The organism is Sinorhizobium garamanticum (assembly GCF_029892065.1).
GTDB classification, from domain to species: Bacteria; Pseudomonadota; Alphaproteobacteria; order Rhizobiales; family Rhizobiaceae; genus Sinorhizobium; species Sinorhizobium garamanticum.
Window position 1 is genome coordinate 3,860,335 of sequence record NZ_CP120373.1, and the last position, 17,793, is coordinate 3,878,127.

The following is a 17,793-nucleotide window of genomic DNA, read 5'->3' on the forward strand; positions in this document are numbered from 1 at the left end:
ACATGAGCACGCATCAGGCAAGTTTCGTTCGTGCTTCGTTGATCGAAGCCTCACCCGCCCCGGCGCTGGAAAGTGGCATTGCCCTTTGGCTGCGGAAGAACCTCTTCGCCACGCCGAAGGACACAGCCTTGACCATTATCAGCCTGCTGGTGCTGGCGTGGCTGGTGCCCCCGGCTATACAGTGGCTCTTTATCGACGCAGCCTGGACCGGCGGCGGTCGCGGCGTCTGCGCGACGATCTCCCAGGGCGGGTCACAGCCAGAGAACTGGAGCGGCGCCTGCTGGGCTTTCGTCAACGCGAAATTCAGCCAGTTCCTCTTTGGCCGCTATCCGCCTGAGGAACGGTGGCGGCCCGCTCTCGTCGGCATTCTTTTCGTGCTGTTCCTCGTACCGATGTTGATCCCCAAGGTTCCGTACAAGGGGTTGAACGCGGTTCTGCTGCTGGTGGTCCTACCGATCATCGCCACGATCCTGCTTCCCGGCGGCTGGCTAGGCCTCACTTACGTCGAGACGCCGCTGTGGGGCGGCCTCATGGTCACCCTGGTACTCTCGTTTGTCGGTATCGCGGTTTCACTGCCATTGGGCATTCTGCTGGCGCTCGGGCGACGGTCGAACATGCCGGTGATCAAGATGCTCTGCACGGTCTTCATCGAGATGGTGCGCGGCGTCCCGCTGATCACGGTTCTGTTCATGGCGAGCGTGATGCTGCCGCTGTTCCTGCCGCAGGGTGTCACCTTCGACAAATTCCTGCGCGCCCTGATCGGTGTGTCGCTCTTTGCCTCCGCCTACATGGCGGAAGTCGTGCGCGGTGGCCTGCAGGCTATTCCGAAGGGCCAGTACGAAGGCGCCGATTCGCTCGGGCTCAGCTATTGGCAAAAGATGAATCTCATCGTCCTGCCGCAAGCGCTGAAGCTGGTGATTCCCGGCATCGTCAACACCTTTATCGGCCTGTTCAAAGACACGTCGCTCGTCTCGATTATCGGCATGTTCGATCTGCTCGGCATCGTTCGCCTGAACTTTACCGACACGAACTGGGCGTCCGCGGTAACGCCGCTGACCGGCCTGATTTTTGCAGGCTTCGTATTCTGGCTTTTCTGCTTCGGCATGTCGCGCTATTCAGGCTTCATGGAACGCGTGCTCGACAAGAGCCAACGATAAAAAGGGGAAACATATGGCAAACACCGCCACCGCATCGAAGATGACCATCTCGACGACGGATGTCGCGATCGAAATCACCAACATGAACAAGTGGTACGGTGATTTCCACGTTCTGCGCGATATCAACCTCAAGGTCATGCGCGGCGAGCGCATCGTCATTGCCGGCCCGTCGGGCTCTGGCAAGTCGACGATGATTCGCTGCATCAACCGCCTTGAGGAGCACCAGAAGGGCAAGATCGTCGTCGACGGCATCGAACTCACCAACGACCTGAAGAAGATCGACGAAGTCCGCCGCGAAGTCGGCATGGTTTTCCAGCACTTCAACCTCTTCCCGCATTTGACGATCCTGGAAAACTGCACGCTCGCGCCGATCTGGGTGCGCAAGATGCCGAAGAAGCAGGCCGAGGAAATCGCGATGCATTTCCTCACACGCGTCAAGATTCCCGAGCAGGCACACAAGTATCCGGGCCAGCTTTCGGGCGGTCAGCAGCAGCGTGTGGCGATCGCACGCTCGCTATGCATGAATCCGAAGATCATGCTGTTCGACGAGCCGACTTCTGCGCTCGACCCGGAAATGATCAAGGAAGTTCTGGATACGATGGTCGGTCTCGCCGAGGAAGGCATGACGATGCTGTGCGTAACCCATGAGATGGGCTTCGCGCGTCAGGTCGCCCACCGCGTGATCTTCATGGACCAGGGCCAGATCGTCGAACAGAACTCGCCGGCCGAATTCTTCGACCATCCGCAGCACGAACGCACCAAGCTGTTCCTCAGCCAGATCCTGCACTAGTTCATTTCATTGTTTCATTGAAAAAGTGAAATGACCTAACTCTTTGAAACTATGCAATTCCGGGCGGAGAACCGCTGCATACTTCTTTCTGGGAATTGCTGTTTATGCCGATGATATGAAGCCGAACGAGAACGGCCCGCCAGAAACTGGCGGGCCGTTCTCGTTACATCATTATTGCACTCGCGAGATGGCGCGAGCCCGGGAAGGTGCGGCGAACCGGCAGGCCGCCGGCGGCGGCAACTGCCTCTCAGCCGGTGCGGATTTGGTTCTGATATATCACGCTCTGTTGCGGCCATTTCAAATCCGTGTCAATCTCTGATATATCAGAACTAGCGGGATGCTTATGCCAGTCCAGTCCCAGGCCCACCTCGCCTATCTGGCGCTCGAACGCCTCATCGTCACACTGAAACTCAAGCCCGGATCGCTCGTTACCGAGCGCCAACTCATCGAACTTGCCGAGCATGGCCGCACCCCCGTTCGAGAAGCGATCCAGAAACTTGCCTGGCAAGGGCTCATCGACATTCGTGCGCGGGTGGGGCTGCAGATCACGACGATCCGGCCGGAGGACCGTGCCCATGTGATGCAGACGCGCCAACGGCTGGAGCCGCTGGCAGCCGCGCTTGTGGCACAGAACGCGTCCGCCGAGATCCGACAGGCGATTAGCGGCTGTGAGCAGACGATGACGACGTGTTCGGATCGAGGCGACATGGAGGGCTTCCTCGTCGCTGACAAGATGTTCGACGAGATCATGGAAGACGCTTGTCCGAACAGGTTCCTGACAGCGGCACTCGCGCCACTGCAGACCCACGCGCGCCGCATATGGTTTGCGTCGGCCGCGCCGGAAAAGATGAAGGAATCGGTGGAGCGCCACGTCAAAGTAATGCGCGCAATTCAGGCGGCAGACGGCGACGGCGCCGCCACTGCCATGTCCGGATTGATGGATTATCTGGCGAAGGCTTGATACCGCCCACGCCTCAGACCTTCGGCAACATGCGGCCTTCAGCCGTCGCCCATGCCAGATCTGTTTGGCCGCTGCTCCTGCAGTGTAGAATCGCGCCTAGGCAACCCGTGCAAAAGTTCCCGGCAATCCGGCCAACAACAGCTGCCGATGTTGGAGCGCGTCGATCCCCGCGAATGCGTTCCCCACCGGACACAAACGAAAAGAGACGCATCCGGGGACGCGCCTCTCTTGATACACGGTTTCGGTAGCCGCGCCCTCAGCCGACGAAGGCGCGCTCGATGACGAACTCGGCAGGCTTGCTGTTCGCGCCTTCCGTCAAGCCGGCGGCTTCCAGAATTTCCTTGGTGTCCTTCAGCATTGCCGTGGAGCCGCAGATCATGCCGCGGTCGATCGCCGGATCAAGCGGCGGCAGGCCCAAATCCGCGAAGAACTTGCCGTTGATCATCAGGTCGGTGATCCGGCCTTTGAACGGGTAGTCCTCGCGCGTCACCGTCGCATAGTGGCGAAGCTTGTCGCCGACAATCTCGTTCAGGAACTCATGATTACGGATCTCGTCCATGAGGTCGAAGCCGTATTTCAGCTCCGCCACGTCACGGCAGGTGTGCGTAAGAATGACTTCCTCGAATTTCTCATAGGTCTCCGGATCGCGGATGAGGCTCGCGAAGGGGGCAATGCCGGTACCGGTCGAGAACATATAAAGCCTGCGGCCCGGCACCAGCGCGTCGAGCACCAACGTGCCGGTCGGCTTCTTGCGCATGAGGACCTGGTCGCCCGGCCTGATCTTCTGCAGGTGCGACGTCAGTGGGCCGTCCGGAACCTTGATCGAGAAGAACTCAAGCTCCTCGTCCCACGCCGGGCTCGCGACCGAATAGGCGCGATAGATGGGCTTGTCGCCGACCATGAGACCGATCATCGCGAATTCGCCGGAGCGGAAACGGAACTCCTGGGGACGCGTCATACGGAAACGGAAGAGCCGCTCCGTATAGTGCGTGACACTCGTGACCGTCTCGACAAAAACACCTGCCGGTGCCTGGATCGCAAAATCTTCCGTTTTTGCCGGAGCATTCATCGTGGCTACAGTCCTGTAATCGTGGCCCTGTCTATCAAGTATGAGCGGATATTCCAACCCGCACTCGATTGAAAGGAAATCCCTTCCAAATATAGTCGCTTTCGAGCATTTCGGCTTGCTTCACACTGTCGCGGGTGCGTCTTTTTAAGAAACGCGCCGCCAGCTGTAGGATTTGGCATCCGAAGACGGCCTTGCAGTCGGCTGATAGTGATTGGCAATGCCGGGCAAGCGCCCCTCCGAGAGCCGCTTGATCGCCGTCGCATTCGTCACCGCGAAACTGTCGATACCACAACGCAGCATCAGCGGGATCTGGTCGATCAGTACGTCGCCGACCGCCCGGACTTCCCCGCCGAAGCGAAGCTGCGAACGTAGCAGCGACGCGTGGCTGAAGGCGCGACCGTCGTTGAAGGCCGGAAACGCGACAGCGACAAGCGCGATCCGATCGAGGTAAGGCGCCAAACGCGTGACGTCGTCGGCCGGCGCGATCAATACGCCCAACTCCCGCGCATCGTCTATGGAGACCACGTCGATGAAGGCGTCCAGGCCGAGTATCGCCTTTTCGTTCGACCCGGCCTTGGTTTCTTCCGTCTCGACGACCCAGGGATCATCGTTCACAAAGCCGGTTTCTTTCCAGATTTTCGTCATGTTCTCGTCCCTGCCTCAAGCGGCTTCCTGAGCACTGCCGCCATAGAGCGCATCCTTGAACGGCTGCGGTCCAACCCGGCGATAAGCCTCCAGGAACGTCTCCGTTTTGTCCCGGCGCAGGCCGAGATAGGTGTCGACGATCGTTTCGACGGCATCGGTCACCTTTTCCGGCTCGAAACCGCGGCCGATGATTTCGCCGATCGACGTGTTCTCGTCTCCGGAACCACCGAGCGTGATCTGGTAGAGCTCTGCACCCTTCTTCTCAACGCCCAAAAGGCCAATATGGCCGACGTGATGGTGTCCGCAGGCATTGATGCAGCCGGAGATCTTGATCTTGAGCTCGCCGATTTCCGCCTGCCGTTCGAGGGAGCCGAAGCGGCTCGAGATTTCTTGAGCGACCGGGATCGAACGCGCATTGGCAAGCGCGCAATAGTCAAGGCCGGGACAGGCGATGATGTCGGTGATCAAGCCCGCATTGGCCGTCGCCAGACCTACGGCAACCAGAGCGCGGTAGACCGGCTCTAGGTCGGCAAGCGCCACATGCGGCAGAATCAGATTCTGCTCGTGGCTAACGCGGATTTCGTCGAAGGCGTATTCCTCGGCGATGTCCGCAACGGCATCCATCTGTGCGTCGCTCGCATCGCCCGGAATACCGCCGATCGGCTTCAGCGAAATGGTCACCATGCCGTAGTCCGGATGCTTGTGCGGCTGCACGTTCTGCTGGACCCAGCGCGCGAATTCCGGATCGGCTTTCTTCCAGCGGGCGAGGTTGCCCCAGCCTTCAGCGCGGTTCGGCAGGGCTGCCGGCGCAAAATAGGCGGAAATCGCCTGGATGTCGGCATCCGGCAGCTTCAGTTCGGTGTCCTTGAGCTTGGCGAATTCGACCTCCACCTGGCGGGCAAGCTCCTCGGCGCCGGTTTCATGCACCAGGATCTTGATGCGCGCCTTGTATTTGTTGTCGCGGCGGCCATAGAGGTTGTAAACGCGCATGATCGCCGTGGTGTAGGAGAGCAGGTCCTCTTCGGGCAAGAAGTCACGGATCTTCTTGGCGATCATCGGGGTTCTGCCCTGCCCGCCGCCGACATAGACGGCGAAGCCGAGCCTGCCATTCTCGTCCTTCTTCAGATGCAAGCCGATATCGTGCACCTGGATCGCCGCGCGGTCGCGCTCGGCGCCGGTCACGGCGATCTTGAACTTGCGCGGCAGGAACGAGAACTCCGGATGAACGCTCGACCACTGACGGAGAATCTCTGCATAGGGCCGCGGGTCGGCAACTTCGTCAGCAGCCGCACCGGAAAAATGATCCGCCGTCACGTTGCGAATGCAGTTGCCCGAGGTCTGCAGCGCGTGCATCTCGACGCTTGCCAGTTCCTGCAGGATGTCCGGCGTGTCGGAAAGACGCGGCCAGTTGTACTGGATGTTCTGGCGCGTAGTGAAATGACCATAGCCGCGGTCATATTTGCGGGCGATGTGCGCGAGCATCCGCATCTGCCGGCTCGACAGCGTGCCATAGGGAATGGCAACGCGGAGCATGTAGGCGTGCAGTTGCAGATAGACGCCGTTCATCAGGCGCAGCGGCTTGAAGGCATCCTCGGCCAGTTCACCGGACAGCCGCCGCTGGACCTGATCGCGGAACTGCTCGACACGTGCAGAAACGAAGGCGTGGTCGAATTCGTCGTAACGGTACATAGGGTCTCAGGTCCTCAGGCAGCAAATTTCGGGCCGGAAAGCCCATGATATCCCGGAGCATAGGCTATTGACGGGCCCTCGGCGCGGATCCGCTCGCGCATGCGCAGCGGGCGAAGCGTGCCATCGATTTCCTCGACGTCGATAACGTTGACGTCTACCACTTTATTCTCGTCGAAGGAGCGTTTTCCGGTCGCTTCAAGCGCCGCGACGGCCTCGGCATGGCGGGCGACGAAGGCGTCCTGCAGCGACTCCACCCAATTGCCGGAGGCGTCGAGCCAGACGGATATGCCATCCGCCAGTCGGTTTGCCGTCAAGACCTTGTCCACCATTCGCGTCGTCCTCAATTCCAAATCTGTTCAGCGCGATCCGCGCCGGTGTCCCTAGCCTCAGTGCCCTGCCGCCGCCCGGCAGCAAGCGGCTCCGACCGGCCGAAATTCGCACCTGCAACCGCGTCGCCGATGATCACCATGACCGGACCGTCGAGTTCCGTGCGGGTCTCGAGGTCCGGCAGATCGCGAAGAATCCCGTGCAGCAACCGCCGTTCGGCGCGGCTGGCGTTCTCGACCACGGCCACAGTCGTCTCCTGGGGCAGGCCCGCGTGCATGAGGCGCTCGGCAACCGAAGCCGCCACGCTGCGCCCCATATAGACGGCAATCGTCGCGCCCGAGACGGCAAGCCGCGCCCAGTCGGGCAGCACATCACCGGCAAGATCATGGCCGGTGGTAAAGACCAGCGACGACGCAACCCCGCGAAGGGTCAACGGCAGCTCGAAGTCGGCCGCTGCCGCAAATGCCGACGTGATGCCGGGCACGATCTCATAGCTGATGCCGGCCTCCCGCAGGGCAGCCATTTCCTCGCCGGCTCGGCCGAAAATCAACGGATCGCCAGATTTCAGCCGAACGACACGTTTGCCCTCGCCTGCAAGTTTCACCAGCAACTGGTTGATTTCGTCCTGCGATTTGGTGTGGCAGCCCTTGCGCTTACCGACCGAAAGGCGTTCGGCATCGCGGCGCCCCATATCGACGATCGCCTGCGGCACGAGCGCATCGTAGACGATTGCATCGGCCTCCATCATCACCCGCTGCGCCCGAAGCGTCAGCAAATCCTCCGCACCCGGACCGGCGCCTACCAGCCAGACGTGGCCGGGAACGCGATCCGCGCCATTGAGCAGCCGCGACGCCTCACGGCGCGCCGAGGCGAAATCGCCAAGCGCAACGTGATCGGCAACCGGCCCCGAAAAGAACCGCCGCCAGAAGACACGGCGCGCAACACCGCGCGGCACAAGTCGCTCCACCGCATCACGATAGCTCGCCGCCAAAGACGCGACTATGCCGAGCGACGGGGAAAGCAATTGATCGATCTGGGCGCGGATCATCTGCGCCAGGACGGGTCCGGCCCCTTCCGTCCCGATCGCCACGGCGACTGGAGCCCGGTTGACAAGTGCCGGCGTCAGGAAATCGCAGTGGTCCGGCTGATCGACGGCATTTGCGGGGATTTTTCTCTCCCGCGCCGCGCCAACAATCGCCCGGTCGGCAGCGGCATTGCCAGTCGCTGCAAACACCAGAACGGCGCCCTCAACCTGATGCGCCGCGAAGACTTCTCGGATGATATCGAGGCCGTTGGTCCGGAGGAATGTCTCGAACGCAGGCTCCGGCGCATCCGCGTAAACAGCGATATGCGCCTTAGTGTTCAACAGCAGTCGCACCTTGGCGAAGGCCTCGTCCCCATTGCCGAACACCGCCACGCGCTTTTGCGCGACGCTAAAAAATGTCGGAAAATAGGACAGTTGTTGCGACATCACTGAAAGCGCGGCTCCTTCCACAGGCTGCGGCGAATATCCCCCATAGCCGGCAACAATTGAAGAAACAGAAATTTCAATGCTTTTCCGGCCACGTATTGTTTTGCTCGACAGTCAGCCATTTTGAGTAAATATCTCCGGTGACACGCGGGCGCCGCGGGCCGGCTTGGCCATTGCGCCGGCGGGCCGACCTCCGTTAAATGCCGCCGATATTCTTAGAGAGCACAGAAGATGAAACAATCGGAACTGGCCGAACGTCTCTTGACGGTAATCGAAAAGGACATCCTTCCGCTGACCCAAAAGGGTGTTGCTGCCGGCAACAAGGTGTTCGGCGCGGCAATTCTGCGCAAGTCCGATCTTTCGCTTGTGCTCGCGGAGACCAACAATGAGACGGAAAATCCGCTGTGGCACGGCGAGGTCCACACGCTCAAGCGCTTTTACGAGATGGCCGACAGGCCCGATACGCGAGAGCTGATCTTCCTCTCGACCCATGAGCCCTGCTCGATGTGCCTTTCTGCGATCACCTGGGCGGGGTTCGACAATTTCTACTACTTCTTCAGCCACGAGGATTCGCGCGACAGCTTCTCGATTCCTCATGACCTGAAGATCCTGAAGGAAGTCTTCCGGCTGGAACCGGGCGGCTATGTACAGGAAAACGCCTTCTGGAAATCGGCCTCGACAGCGGCGCTGATGCGCGACGCCGACCAACAGACGAAGGAAAGGCTCGCCGCGCAGGACGCGCGTATCCGCGAGCGTTATCGCCGCCTGTCTGCGGAATACCAGGCAGGCAAGGACCAGAACGCCATACCGCTGAACTGAGCCATGGAACCTTCTCGCGACATTCAACGCCTGCTCGACATCATGGCGGCGCTCCGCCAGCCGGACACGGGCTGCCCCTGGGACATCGTCCAGACCTTCGAGACGATCAAACCCTACACGATCGAAGAGGCCTATGAGGTCGCCGACGCGATCGAGCGCCACGATATGGACGATCTCTGCGACGAACTCGGCGACCTTCTCCTCCAGGTGGTCTTTCACGCGCGCATGGCGGAAGAGGCTGGTGAATTCTCCTTCGGTGATGTCGTCGAGGCCGTGACCCGCAAGATGATCCGTCGCCATCCGCACGTCTTCGCCCGCTCCGACGCCGATACGCCCGAGGCGGTCAAGCTGCAATGGGATGAGATCAAGCGAGCGGAAAAGGCGGACCGGCGGCAGCGGCGGATGCGGCGAGGTCTGCCGCAGGATACGGATGCCAGCCACCTCGGTTCCGTGCAACGCAGCTTTCCAGCCCTGGTCGAAGCGCTCAAGCTGCAGGAACGCGCGGCAAAGGTCGGCTTCGACTGGTCGAAGCCCGAGCCTATACTCGACAAAATCGAGGAGGAGATTACCGAATTGCGGCAGGCTCTCAAGGATGGAGACCAACGAAAGGTGGCCGATGAACTCGGTGACCTGATCTTCGCCGTCGTCAATATCGGCCGCCATGTCGGCACCGATCCGGAAATGGCGCTCCGCGGCACCAATACCAAGTTCCGCCGCCGCTTCGGCCATATCGAACAGGAACTGGAAGCTGGCGGCGAGACGCTTGACGCCGCTTCTCTGGAGCGCATGGAAGAACTCTGGCAGGCAGCAAAGGCGATCGAGCGGCAACTGACGTAGCGGGATGCCGCAACGTCAGCCTCGCTACCAGTCCCCCTCGACGGGTTTCGGTCCGTGGCCGAGCCGCCGCTCAAGCTCTGCGGCCTCGCCCTCGGTCAGGCGCAGGTCGAGGCTGACCCTTCCGTCTTCAAGGTCCTCTCGGCCATCGACGATCGAGTGCTCATAGACCCAGGGCAACAGTTGCAGCTGGTCGACGCCGAGCACGACCGTGCACTCGGTCAAGACGCCGGAAAGTCGGCGGCCGATCTCGGCGAGGAGGTGATCGACGCCCTCGCCGGTCACCGCAGAAACGGCGACCGTATTCGGCGTGCTTGCCGCCTTCTTAACGAGCGCCTCGCGCGTCTCCGGTTCGAGCTTGTCGATCTTGTTCCAGACCTCGACGATGCGCTCGGCGCCTTCCTTCTCGTCAATGCCGAGATCGGCAAGGATGCGCAACACGTCGCCCGCCTGTGCCTGGTTGTCGGGATCGGAAAGGTCGCGCACGTGCAGAATCAGGTCCGCTTCGAGCACTTCTTCAAGCGTCGCCCGGAATGCCGCGACAAGGTGGGTCGGCAGATCAGAGATGAAACCGACCGTGTCGGACAGAATGACCATGCGCCCATGCGGCAACTTCAGGCGTCGAAGCGTCGGATCGAGCGTCGCGAAAAGCATGTCCTCGGCCAGCACACCCGCACCCGTCATCCGGTTGAAGAGCGTCGATTTGCCGGCGTTCGTATAACCGACCAGTGCCACGATCGGGTGCGGCACCTTCTTGCGTTTCGAGCGATGAAGCTGCCGGGTGCGCCGCACCTGCTCCAGTTCACGCTCCAGGCGGACGATCTTCTCCTGCAGCAGGCGACGGTCGGCTTCGATCTGGGTTTCACCGGGACCGCCCATGAAGCCCGCGCCGCCGCGCTGGCGTTCAAGGTGGGTCCAGCTTCTGACCAGCCGGCCCTTCTGATAGTTGAGATGCGCGAGATCAACCTGAAGCGTGCCTTCCTTGGTGGAGGCGCGCCGCCCGAAGATTTCCAGAATGAGACCCGTGCGGTCGATGACCTTGGCGTTCCATTCCTTCTCGAGGTTGCGCTGCTGCACCGGCGTCAGCGGGTGATCGACGATCACCAGCCCGGCATCCTTTTCGTTCAGGATATGGCCGATCTCCTCGATCTTGCCACTGCCGAGCAAGGTCCCCGGCTTCGGCTGGGCGACCGGAACGATCGTTCCGTGCACGACGTCGAGATCGATGGCAAGCGCAAGGCCTATTGCCTCTTCCAGACGACTTTCGTCGGAGCGCGTCACCGGCGCCGACAAAATCTCGGCCGATGCCTTTCCCGTTTTCTTCAGAACCGGAACGACGACGACCGCGCGCATGTCATCGCGGAGCCGTTCCAGCTCCGGGATGATCGACGACGATTTTGAATCACGCTTGGTAATGTTCCTCACGTCCCGTCAGGATGCGGCTTCCTCGTTCTCGAACATCTGCAGCGGCTGACCCGGCATGATCGTCGAGATGGCGTGCTTGTAGACGAGCTGAGAATGGCCGTCGCGGCGCAGCAATACACAGAAATTGTCAAAAGATGTGACCACACCTGTCAATTTTACGCCGTTGATCAAGAAAATGGTCAATGAAATCTTTTGCTTGCGGACCGTGTTGAGAAAGAGATCCTGCAAGTTTTGAGAACGTTCCGCCATCGCGCCGCTTCTTTCTTATTTGCCGGCCTTTTTGGCGCCGGTGCATTTTTGTCAGATTCTGCGTTTCGAGGCGTCACAGTGTCCGTCCCCGACACCTCTCCAAGTTTGGTATCAAATCAATGTCTTTTCCGCAATGTCGAAAAAGGCTTCGCGAATATTCTGTGCTATGCTTCCCGGATGACCATTGCCGATGGTCCTTCCGTCGATGGAAACGACGGGAAAGCAGACGCTCGTCGCGGCAGTAACGAAGACTTCGCGCGCAGCATACATCTCCTCCACCGAAAATGCCCTTTCCTCGATCTTCAGGCCAAGCGGCTTCGCCACGTTCATCAGCGTCGTCCGCGTTATGCCGCGCAGGATGCCGTGCTCCGCCGGGCGGGTACGCAGCGTGCCGTTGCCATCAACGATCCAGACATTCGTTGCCGCCCCTTCTTTGACCATGCCATCGGTATCGACAAATATGGCCTCCTGAGCTCCGAGTTCCTTCGCCTTCTGGCGTGCGAGCACGTTCGGCAGAAGGCCGACCGACTTGATGTCGACCCGATCCCAACGATTTTCCGGCACCGTTATTGCCGCGATCCCCTCGGCATTCTTCTTCGCGATTACGGCGGCATCCGTCCGCTTGGCCGTGACGACGAGCGAAGGCGGTGTGCCTTTCGCCGGGAAGACATGGTCGCGGCGCGCCACACCGCGGGTCACCTGCAGGTAGAAAAGGCCGTTGCGCACCCGGTTCCTGCGCAATACTTCGCGAATGACGTGGATCAACGCCGCGCGGCTCATCGGCCAGCCGATCCGAAGTTCCCTCAGGGATCGGTCGAGGCGGTCCAAATGCCGACTGAGGTCCACGATAAAGCCGTGCCGGACCTCGCAAACTTCGTAGACGCCGTCCGCAAACTGATAGCCACGATCTTCGATGTGAATGGCGGCCTCGGAATGCGGCACGTAAGCGCCGTTGACATAGGCAATTCTCGGCATTGGGGGCGAGACCTCAGAAATATTGGATGCTGACTCGGAAAAGCTGTTCGACATGGCGCACCGCGTCGGCGGCGGCAAAAAGGACGACGCGGTCCTTCGCCTTTATCCTCGTATTGCCGTCAGGCCGAATGAAAGCCTTGTCGCGATAGACCGCGCCAATGCGGATCCCCTCCGGCAATTCGAGCTCGCGCAGGGCCTTGCCGACCATCGGCGACGTCTCGAGCGCCTCCGCCTCGATCACCTCCGCCATGCCGCTCTGCACCGCATAGACGGATCGGATGCGGCCTTTTCTGACGTGCTGCAGCACGCGAGAGATGGTCACGGCTCGCGGGTTGATGTGCGCATCGACACCGGCCGTGCCGGCGAAATCCTGGTAGGCCGGCTCGTTGATCAGCACCAGGGTCGACTTCGCGCCCAGGCGCTTGGCCATCATGCTGCCGAGAATGTTGATCTGATCGTTGTTCGTGAGCGCGACCACGAGATCGGCATCCTGAACGTCCGCCTGCATCAGGATCCGCTGGTCCATGGCCGAGCCGTGCAGGACAACGGTGTTGTTCAGCTTGTCGGCCAGCAGCACGGCCCGGTCGCGATCGTTCTCGATGAGCTTGACGCGCATGCGAGGCTGCTGCTCCTCGATCATGCGCGCGACGAAATAGCCGATATTGCCACCACCCATGATGATGATCCTCCGCGCCTCCTGCTCCTCATGTCCAAAGAGCCCCAGCGTGCGGCGGGTATGATCCCGATCGCAGACGACATAAGCGAGATCGCCCGTCAGCAATTGATCGGAAGAGTGCGGCACGATCAGTTTCCCGTTCCGGAAGATGCCCGTAACGGTCGCCAGAAGATCCGGAAAAAGCTCGCTCAACTGCTGTAGCGGCGTGTCCACAACGGGGCAGTCTTCCATGCACTCGATCGCGATCATGGCAATGCGATCCTCGGCGAAACGGACCACGTCGGTCGCGCCCGGGAAGGAAATACGCCGAAGAACAAGACGGCCTACTTCGATTTCCGGCGAAATCGTCACGTCGATCGGGACATTCTCTCGCGAAAAGAGGTCCGAATATTCCGGTGCGAGATAGTTCTGTGCGCGAATGCGGGCGACCTTCGTCGGCACGTTGAAGATTGCATGCGCCACTTCGCAGGCCACAATATTGACCTCGTCGTACAGCGTGACGGCGATGATCATGTCAGCCTGGTCGGCACCGGCTCTCGCCAACACATCCGGATGCGCGCCGTGGCCGACATAGCCGCGCACATCCAGGGTTTCGGTGATATGGGCGATCAGCGCGGCGGACGTATCGATCACCGAGACGTCGTTATCTTCCTGTGACAGGCGCTCGGCAATCCCGTAGCCGACCTGTCCAGCGCCGCATATGACCACTTTCATCGCCGTTCCTTCATCCCAAAAGCTACAGCGGACGCTGCATGATTCCTTAAATCGGAATCGAATTAAGGACAAAATATGCAGCAATTCAAAGTGCTACAGTGTCCTTTGCGCGTCCAATTGGACGCGCTGCGCTGTAGCGACAAAACCGCCGCGAGGCGCCCCGGTCAGACGCCCAGCGACTTCAGCTTGCGGTGAAGCGCGGAACGCTCCATTCCGACGAACTCCGCGGTGCGCGAGATGTTTCCGCCGAATCGGTTGATCTGGGCGATCAGATAATCGCGCTCGAACATTTCACGAGCCTCACGCAACGGCAAGGTCATGATGTGCTGGTCACCCTGTGCGGAAATCTTGGGCAGCGTGTCGCCAACCTCGGTCGGCAGCATGTCGGCGGTGATCGGCGTATCCGGTCCATCGCTGCGGGCGAGGATCATCAGACGTTCGATATTGTTGCGCAACTGGCGGATATTGCCCGGCCAGTCATGCGCCTGCAGGACGGCGAGTGCGTCCTCGCCGATCTTGCGCGGGCGGATGCCGGCCTGTTCGCTCACCTGGCGCATAAACATATCCACAAGGAAGGGAATGTCCTCGCGCCGTTCGGCCAGAGCCGGGACACGCACCGGAATCACAGCGAGACGGTGGAACAGGTCCTCGCGGAACAGGCCCTCGGAAATCATGTTCTCGAGATTGTAGGCGGTCGACGAGATGATGCGCACATCCACCTTGACGCGTTTGGAACCACCGACACGCTCGAACTGCTGGTCAACCAGCACGCGCAGGATCTTGTTTTGCGTTTCCCGCGGCATTTCGCCGATTTCATCGAGATAGAGGATGCCGCCATGGGCCTCTTCGAGCGCGCCCGTGCGGCGCGGCTGGCCGGGCGTACCCTCTGTGCCGAAAAGCGCGACTTCCATGCGATCCGGGGTGATCGCTGCGGCGTTGAGCGCGACAAACGGGCCGGAAGCACGCGTGGATTTGCGGTGGATCATGCGGGCGACGAGTTCCTTGCCGGAACCCGAAGGCCCCTGGATCATGATCCGGCTGTTGGTCGGCGCCACCTTTTCGATCGTCTGCCGCAACTGCGAAACGGCGACAGACGTTCCGATGAGTTCCACCGGGTCGCCGGACTTCTTCTTCAACTCCGAGACTTCGCGCTTCAGTTTGGAATTCTCCAGCGCCCGCTCGGCTATGAGAATCAGCCGGTCCGCCTTGAACGGCTTCTCGATGAAGTCGTAAGCGCCGCGCTTGATGGCGGAAACGGCCGTCTCGATGTTGCCGTGACCGGAAATCATCACCACCGGCAGATCGGGATGGCGGTTCTTGATTTCGTCAAGCAGCGCCAGTCCGTCGAGGCGGCTGCCCTGCATCCAGATATCCAGGAAAACCAATCGCGGTACACGATCATTGATCGCCGCAAGCGCACTGTCGCTGTCGAAAGCCGTCCGGGTCTCGTGACCTTCGTCCGACAGGATTCCCGAGACGATCTCCCGGATATCCTCTTCATCGTCCACAACCAGAATATCAGCCGCCATTGGTATTACCCTTGTCCTTTACAGTACCTTCGCCCCCGGCTTCCCCGGCAGGCGGCAGGATCACGCGGATCATTGCCCCGACGCCGCCGTCGAAATCGACCGGTGCGTCGTGCAGTTCCAATTGTCCGCCATGGTCCTCGATGATTTTCTTGACGATTGCGAGACCGAGACCGGTGCCCTTTTCGCGCATCGTCATGTAGGGCTCCAGAATTCTGTGCCGGTTCTCGGTCGGCAGCCCCTTGCCGTTATCGATGACGTCGACAACGAATCGGCCGGAAGCGCCTTCGCGACGGGAGCGGACGACGATGGTCGGCGCTCCCCGCGAGGTTCCGGCGGGGACGGCATCGATCGCCTCCACTGCGTTCTTGACGATGTTGCCGAAGGCCTGGCCGAGCATGCGGCCGTCGAACTGGCCTTCGAGCGGCTCGTCCCCGAAATCGCGAACGAAGGTGATGTGACTGTTGCCCATCTCACGCAGGAAAACGGCATCCTTGAGGATCGATCGCAAATCGGATTTTTCTTTTGTCGGCTTCGGCATCCGTGCAAAGGCCGAAAATTCGTCGACCATCCGGCCGATGTCCTCCACCTGGCGCACGATGGTATCGGTGCACTGGTCGAAGACAGCCCGGTCCTGCTGGTCGATCTGCTTGCCATAGCGGCGCCTCAAGCGCTCGGCCGAAAGCTGGATCGGTGTCAGCGGATTCTTGATCTCGTGCGCGATGCGGCGAGCCACGTCGGCCCATGCGGTCGACCGCTGCGCAATCACCAGATCGGTGATGTCATCGATGGTGATGACGTAGGAGCCATGCGACTCATCGCCTTCCTCCCTCGTCACCTGGACGTTCAGCGTGCGCTCGGTTCCACCACGCATGATATTGATCTGCTTGCGATAATCGTTGCGATAGCGGCTTTCAGCCTCGATCAGCACGGCATCGATCTCCGGCGCAACTTCGCTGAGGCTTGTGCCCAGCAGTCCCGGCGCGGACTTCCGCAGAAACTCTTCCGACGAAGGATTGGCAATCGTGATGCGACGGTCCTTGCCGACGCCGATAACCGCCGTGGTGACGCCGGAAAGCACCGCCTCGATAAAGCGGCGGCGCTGATCCACTTCGTCCTTCGCAACCAGGATCTGCTGCTGTTGCGTGCGGATCTCGCTGACCATCTTGTTGAACGTGCGAGACAGGTTGCCCACGTCGCCGTCGACGGCGCGCACCGGGACGACCACATCGAGATTGCCGGAGGCAACGCTGTCCGCGGCGCCGATCAGTTGCCGGATCGGCCGCACGATACGATCGGCAACGGCGATCGCAGTCCAGATCGCCGCCAGCAGGACGATGAGGGCAAAGCCGATATAGAGGACCCCGAAGGCGATCTGAAGCGACGTGCGCCCGGCCTCAAGGGCCTTGTATTCGGCCGTATTCTCCTCCATCAGCCGCATCGAACGCATCACTTCGGGATCGACGTTGCGGACCGTGTAGAGGTACGTTCCGGGTATATTGTCGAGCGGAATGACGGCGCCGACTAGATTGGTCACACCGGGAGGAATAAGCGTCGGCTGGCCGGAAACGGTGCTTTTGAGCGCGTCGGCGGGGATAGCCGGCAGCGGCTTTTCGGTCGAGATATTCGCCTGAAGGATGGCGCTGCCGTCGGCGCGCACCAGGAAAGCGCCAAGCATGCCGCGCCCCCTCGCCTGCCGCGTCATCAATTCGGTGAAGCCCGTGCGATCAAGGCTGTAGAGTTGCCGGTTGCGCTCGAGGTCGTTGGCCATCGACACTGTCTGGCCTTGCAGATAGCTGGCATTCTCGAGCACGTAGGCCTGCGCAACGTTCAGCGACGAGCGGACGATCGCCTGCGTTCGCAGCGAGAACCAGCGATCGAGCCCGACATCGAGCGTGATGCTGGCAAAGATTGCGACCAGAATCGCCGGCGTTATCGCAACGATCGAAAACAGCGCGACGATGCGCACATGCAGCCGGGCTGCAGCTCTTCCCTTGCTGCGTGCCCTCAGCAGTCTGAGGATCTCGCGTACGATCAGGTAGATCAGGCCGACAACGAAGACGCCGTTGATGCCTGCGCAGGCGATAACGATGTTACGTTCCGGCCGGATGGGGGTGAGGCCGAGGAGAATGAGCAGCGACACGGTGGCACAGATCAGCGCGCCGGTGGCGAGCATCAATCCGGGCAGGGCGAAGGACGCCCGCCGATCCTGGACAGCTGCGACCCTGTCCTCTGTGCCCAATGGCAGGGCCATTCCGTCCACCATGTAAAACGCTTCCCCCAAACCGGCGCCCGACGGCGCCGGCAAACGCGAACTTTAGCAGGTCAAAGAAACTGACCGTAACGCCCAACCCCAAACAACATCGGCGTCCCTCGACCGGTGGTCGCCGGCAATGACGACGCAACGAATCGACGCTATCGGACGTTCAAGCAACGCATTGTGGCGAAAATGCAACGGTGTTGCAT

General features: G+C 60.8%; 16 protein-coding genes. 5 read left to right on the plus strand and 11 right to left on the minus strand.

Annotation, left to right across the window (positions count from 1 at the left end; translation table 11 throughout):
• Window positions 1-2 precede the first annotated feature (2 nt).
• The 3 genes from PZN02_RS18195 (at window position 3) to PZN02_RS18205 (ending at window position 2,908) form a co-directional block, all read left to right on the plus strand.
• Entirely contained in the window at window positions 3-1,157 is a 1,155-nt protein-coding gene (locus PZN02_RS18195; protein ID WP_280659322.1) for an amino acid ABC transporter permease, read from the plus strand.
• A 13-nt stretch (window positions 1,158-1,170) separates the two neighbouring features.
• The gene (locus PZN02_RS18200; protein ID WP_280659323.1) at window positions 1,171-1,947 is read left to right on the plus strand and encodes an amino acid ABC transporter ATP-binding protein; all 777 of its coding nucleotides are present in this window, start codon (window positions 1,171-1,173) and stop codon (window positions 1,945-1,947) included.
• A gap of 343 nt (window positions 1,948-2,290) precedes the next feature.
• Window positions 2,291-2,908: a GntR family transcriptional regulator gene (locus PZN02_RS18205; protein ID WP_280661540.1), complete on the plus strand. Its 618-nt coding sequence runs from the start codon at window positions 2,291-2,293 to the stop codon at window positions 2,906-2,908.
• 256 nt (window positions 2,909-3,164) lie between these two features.
• On the opposite strand, the gene PZN02_RS18210 is transcribed toward PZN02_RS18205, so the two are convergent.
• The 5 genes from PZN02_RS18210 to cysG all read right to left on the minus strand — a co-directional run bounded on the left by PZN02_RS18210 (window position 3,165) and on the right by cysG (window position 8,109).
• The gene (locus PZN02_RS18210) at window positions 3,165-3,977 is read right to left on the minus strand and encodes a ferredoxin--NADP reductase (protein WP_280659324.1); all 813 of its coding nucleotides are present in this window, start codon (window positions 3,975-3,977) and stop codon (window positions 3,165-3,167) included.
• A 144-nt stretch (window positions 3,978-4,121) separates the two neighbouring features.
• Window positions 4,122-4,622 (minus strand): DUF934 domain-containing protein, encoded by a 501-nt coding sequence (locus PZN02_RS18215; protein ID WP_280659325.1) that lies wholly within the window; start codon window positions 4,620-4,622, stop codon window positions 4,122-4,124.
• A gap of 15 nt (window positions 4,623-4,637) precedes the next feature.
• Entirely contained in the window at window positions 4,638-6,311 is a 1,674-nt protein-coding gene (locus tag PZN02_RS18220; protein WP_280659326.1) for a nitrite/sulfite reductase, read from the minus strand.
• Window positions 6,312-6,325: 14 nt separating this feature from the next.
• Window positions 6,326-6,640: a DUF2849 domain-containing protein gene (locus PZN02_RS18225; RefSeq protein ID WP_280659327.1), complete on the minus strand. Its 315-nt coding sequence runs from the start codon at window positions 6,638-6,640 to the stop codon at window positions 6,326-6,328.
• A gap of 11 nt (window positions 6,641-6,651) precedes the next feature.
• Window positions 6,652-8,109, minus strand: coding sequence for a siroheme synthase CysG (gene cysG / locus PZN02_RS18230; RefSeq protein ID WP_280659328.1), 1,458 nt, complete (start codon window positions 8,107-8,109; stop codon window positions 6,652-6,654).
• A 231-nt stretch (window positions 8,110-8,340) separates the two neighbouring features.
• On the opposite strand from cysG, the gene PZN02_RS18235 reads away from it, so the two are divergent.
• Together PZN02_RS18235 and mazG are read left to right on the plus strand one after the other, a co-directional pair.
• Complete coding sequence (locus tag PZN02_RS18235; RefSeq protein WP_280659329.1) at window positions 8,341-8,928, plus strand: deaminase; 588 nt, start codon at window positions 8,341-8,343, stop codon at window positions 8,926-8,928.
• A 3-nt stretch (window positions 8,929-8,931) separates the two neighbouring features.
• Window positions 8,932-9,765 (plus strand): nucleoside triphosphate pyrophosphohydrolase, encoded by an 834-nt coding sequence (mazG, locus tag PZN02_RS18240; protein ID WP_280659330.1) that lies wholly within the window; start codon window positions 8,932-8,934, stop codon window positions 9,763-9,765.
• Window positions 9,766-9,789: 24 nt separating this feature from the next.
• On the opposite strand, the gene hflX is transcribed toward mazG, so the two are convergent.
• The 6 genes from hflX to PZN02_RS18270 all read right to left on the minus strand — a co-directional run bounded on the left by hflX (window position 9,790) and on the right by PZN02_RS18270 (window position 17,593).
• Window positions 9,790-11,187 (minus strand): GTPase HflX, encoded by a 1,398-nt coding sequence (hflX, locus tag PZN02_RS18245; protein ID WP_280659331.1) that lies wholly within the window; start codon window positions 11,185-11,187, stop codon window positions 9,790-9,792.
• A gap of 6 nt (window positions 11,188-11,193) precedes the next feature.
• Window positions 11,194-11,436 (minus strand): RNA chaperone Hfq, encoded by a 243-nt coding sequence (hfq, locus tag PZN02_RS18250; protein ID WP_003535434.1) that lies wholly within the window; start codon window positions 11,434-11,436, stop codon window positions 11,194-11,196.
• 111 nt (window positions 11,437-11,547) lie between these two features.
• Window positions 11,548-12,411 (minus strand): D-amino-acid transaminase, encoded by an 864-nt coding sequence (locus PZN02_RS18255; RefSeq protein WP_280659332.1) that lies wholly within the window; start codon window positions 12,409-12,411, stop codon window positions 11,548-11,550.
• 13 nt (window positions 12,412-12,424) lie between these two features.
• Entirely contained in the window at window positions 12,425-13,801 is a 1,377-nt protein-coding gene (trkA, locus tag PZN02_RS18260; RefSeq protein ID WP_280659333.1) for a Trk system potassium transporter TrkA, read from the minus strand.
• Window positions 13,802-13,965: 164 nt separating this feature from the next.
• Entirely contained in the window at window positions 13,966-15,330 is a 1,365-nt protein-coding gene (ntrX, locus tag PZN02_RS18265; protein ID WP_280659334.1) for a two-component system response regulator NtrX, read from the minus strand.
• A complete protein-coding gene (locus PZN02_RS18270; RefSeq protein WP_280659335.1) occupies window positions 15,320-17,593 on the minus strand; it encodes a sensor histidine kinase NtrY-like in 2,274 nt (757 codons plus the stop codon). Before PZN02_RS18270 ends, ntrX begins: the two co-directional genes overlap by 11 nt.
• Window positions 17,594-17,793 lie beyond the last annotated feature (200 nt).

What these genes read in the sequence shown, in the direction of transcription:
- PZN02_RS18195 (WP_280659322.1), top strand. Translation starts at nt 3, where the DNA reads ATGAGCACGCATCAGGCAAGTTTCGTTCGTGCTTCGTTGATCGAAGCC.
- PZN02_RS18200 (WP_280659323.1), top strand. Translation starts at nt 1,171, where the DNA reads ATGGCAAACACCGCCACCGCATCGAAGATGACCATCTCGACGACGGAT.
- PZN02_RS18205 (WP_280661540.1), top strand. Translation starts at nt 2,291, where the DNA reads ATGCCAGTCCAGTCCCAGGCCCACCTCGCCTATCTGGCGCTCGAACGC.
- PZN02_RS18210 (WP_280659324.1), bottom strand. Translation starts at nt 3,977, where the DNA reads ATGAATGCTCCGGCAAAAACGGAAGATTTTGCGATCCAGGCACCGGCA.
- PZN02_RS18215 (WP_280659325.1), bottom strand. Translation starts at nt 4,622, where the DNA reads ATGACGAAAATCTGGAAAGAAACCGGCTTTGTGAACGATGATCCCTGG.
- PZN02_RS18220 (WP_280659326.1), bottom strand. Translation starts at nt 6,311, where the DNA reads ATGTACCGTTACGACGAATTCGACCACGCCTTCGTTTCTGCACGTGTC.
- PZN02_RS18225 (WP_280659327.1), bottom strand. Translation starts at nt 6,640, where the DNA reads ATGGTGGACAAGGTCTTGACGGCAAACCGACTGGCGGATGGCATATCC.
- cysG (WP_280659328.1), bottom strand. Translation starts at nt 8,109, where the DNA reads ATGTCGCAACAACTGTCCTATTTTCCGACATTTTTTAGCGTCGCGCAA.
- PZN02_RS18235 (WP_280659329.1), top strand. Translation starts at nt 8,341, where the DNA reads ATGAAACAATCGGAACTGGCCGAACGTCTCTTGACGGTAATCGAAAAG.
- mazG (WP_280659330.1), top strand. Translation starts at nt 8,932, where the DNA reads ATGGAACCTTCTCGCGACATTCAACGCCTGCTCGACATCATGGCGGCG.
- hfq (WP_003535434.1), bottom strand. Translation starts at nt 11,436, where the DNA reads ATGGCGGAACGTTCTCAAAACTTGCAGGATCTCTTTCTCAACACGGTC.
- PZN02_RS18255 (WP_280659332.1), bottom strand. Translation starts at nt 12,411, where the DNA reads ATGCCGAGAATTGCCTATGTCAACGGCGCTTACGTGCCGCATTCCGAG.
- trkA (WP_280659333.1), bottom strand. Translation starts at nt 13,801, where the DNA reads ATGAAAGTGGTCATATGCGGCGCTGGACAGGTCGGCTACGGGATTGCC.
- ntrX (WP_280659334.1), bottom strand. Translation starts at nt 15,330, where the DNA reads ATGGCGGCTGATATTCTGGTTGTGGACGATGAAGAGGATATCCGGGAG.
- PZN02_RS18270 (WP_280659335.1), bottom strand. Translation starts at nt 17,593, where the DNA reads ATGGTGGACGGAATGGCCCTGCCATTGGGCACAGAGGACAGGGTCGCA.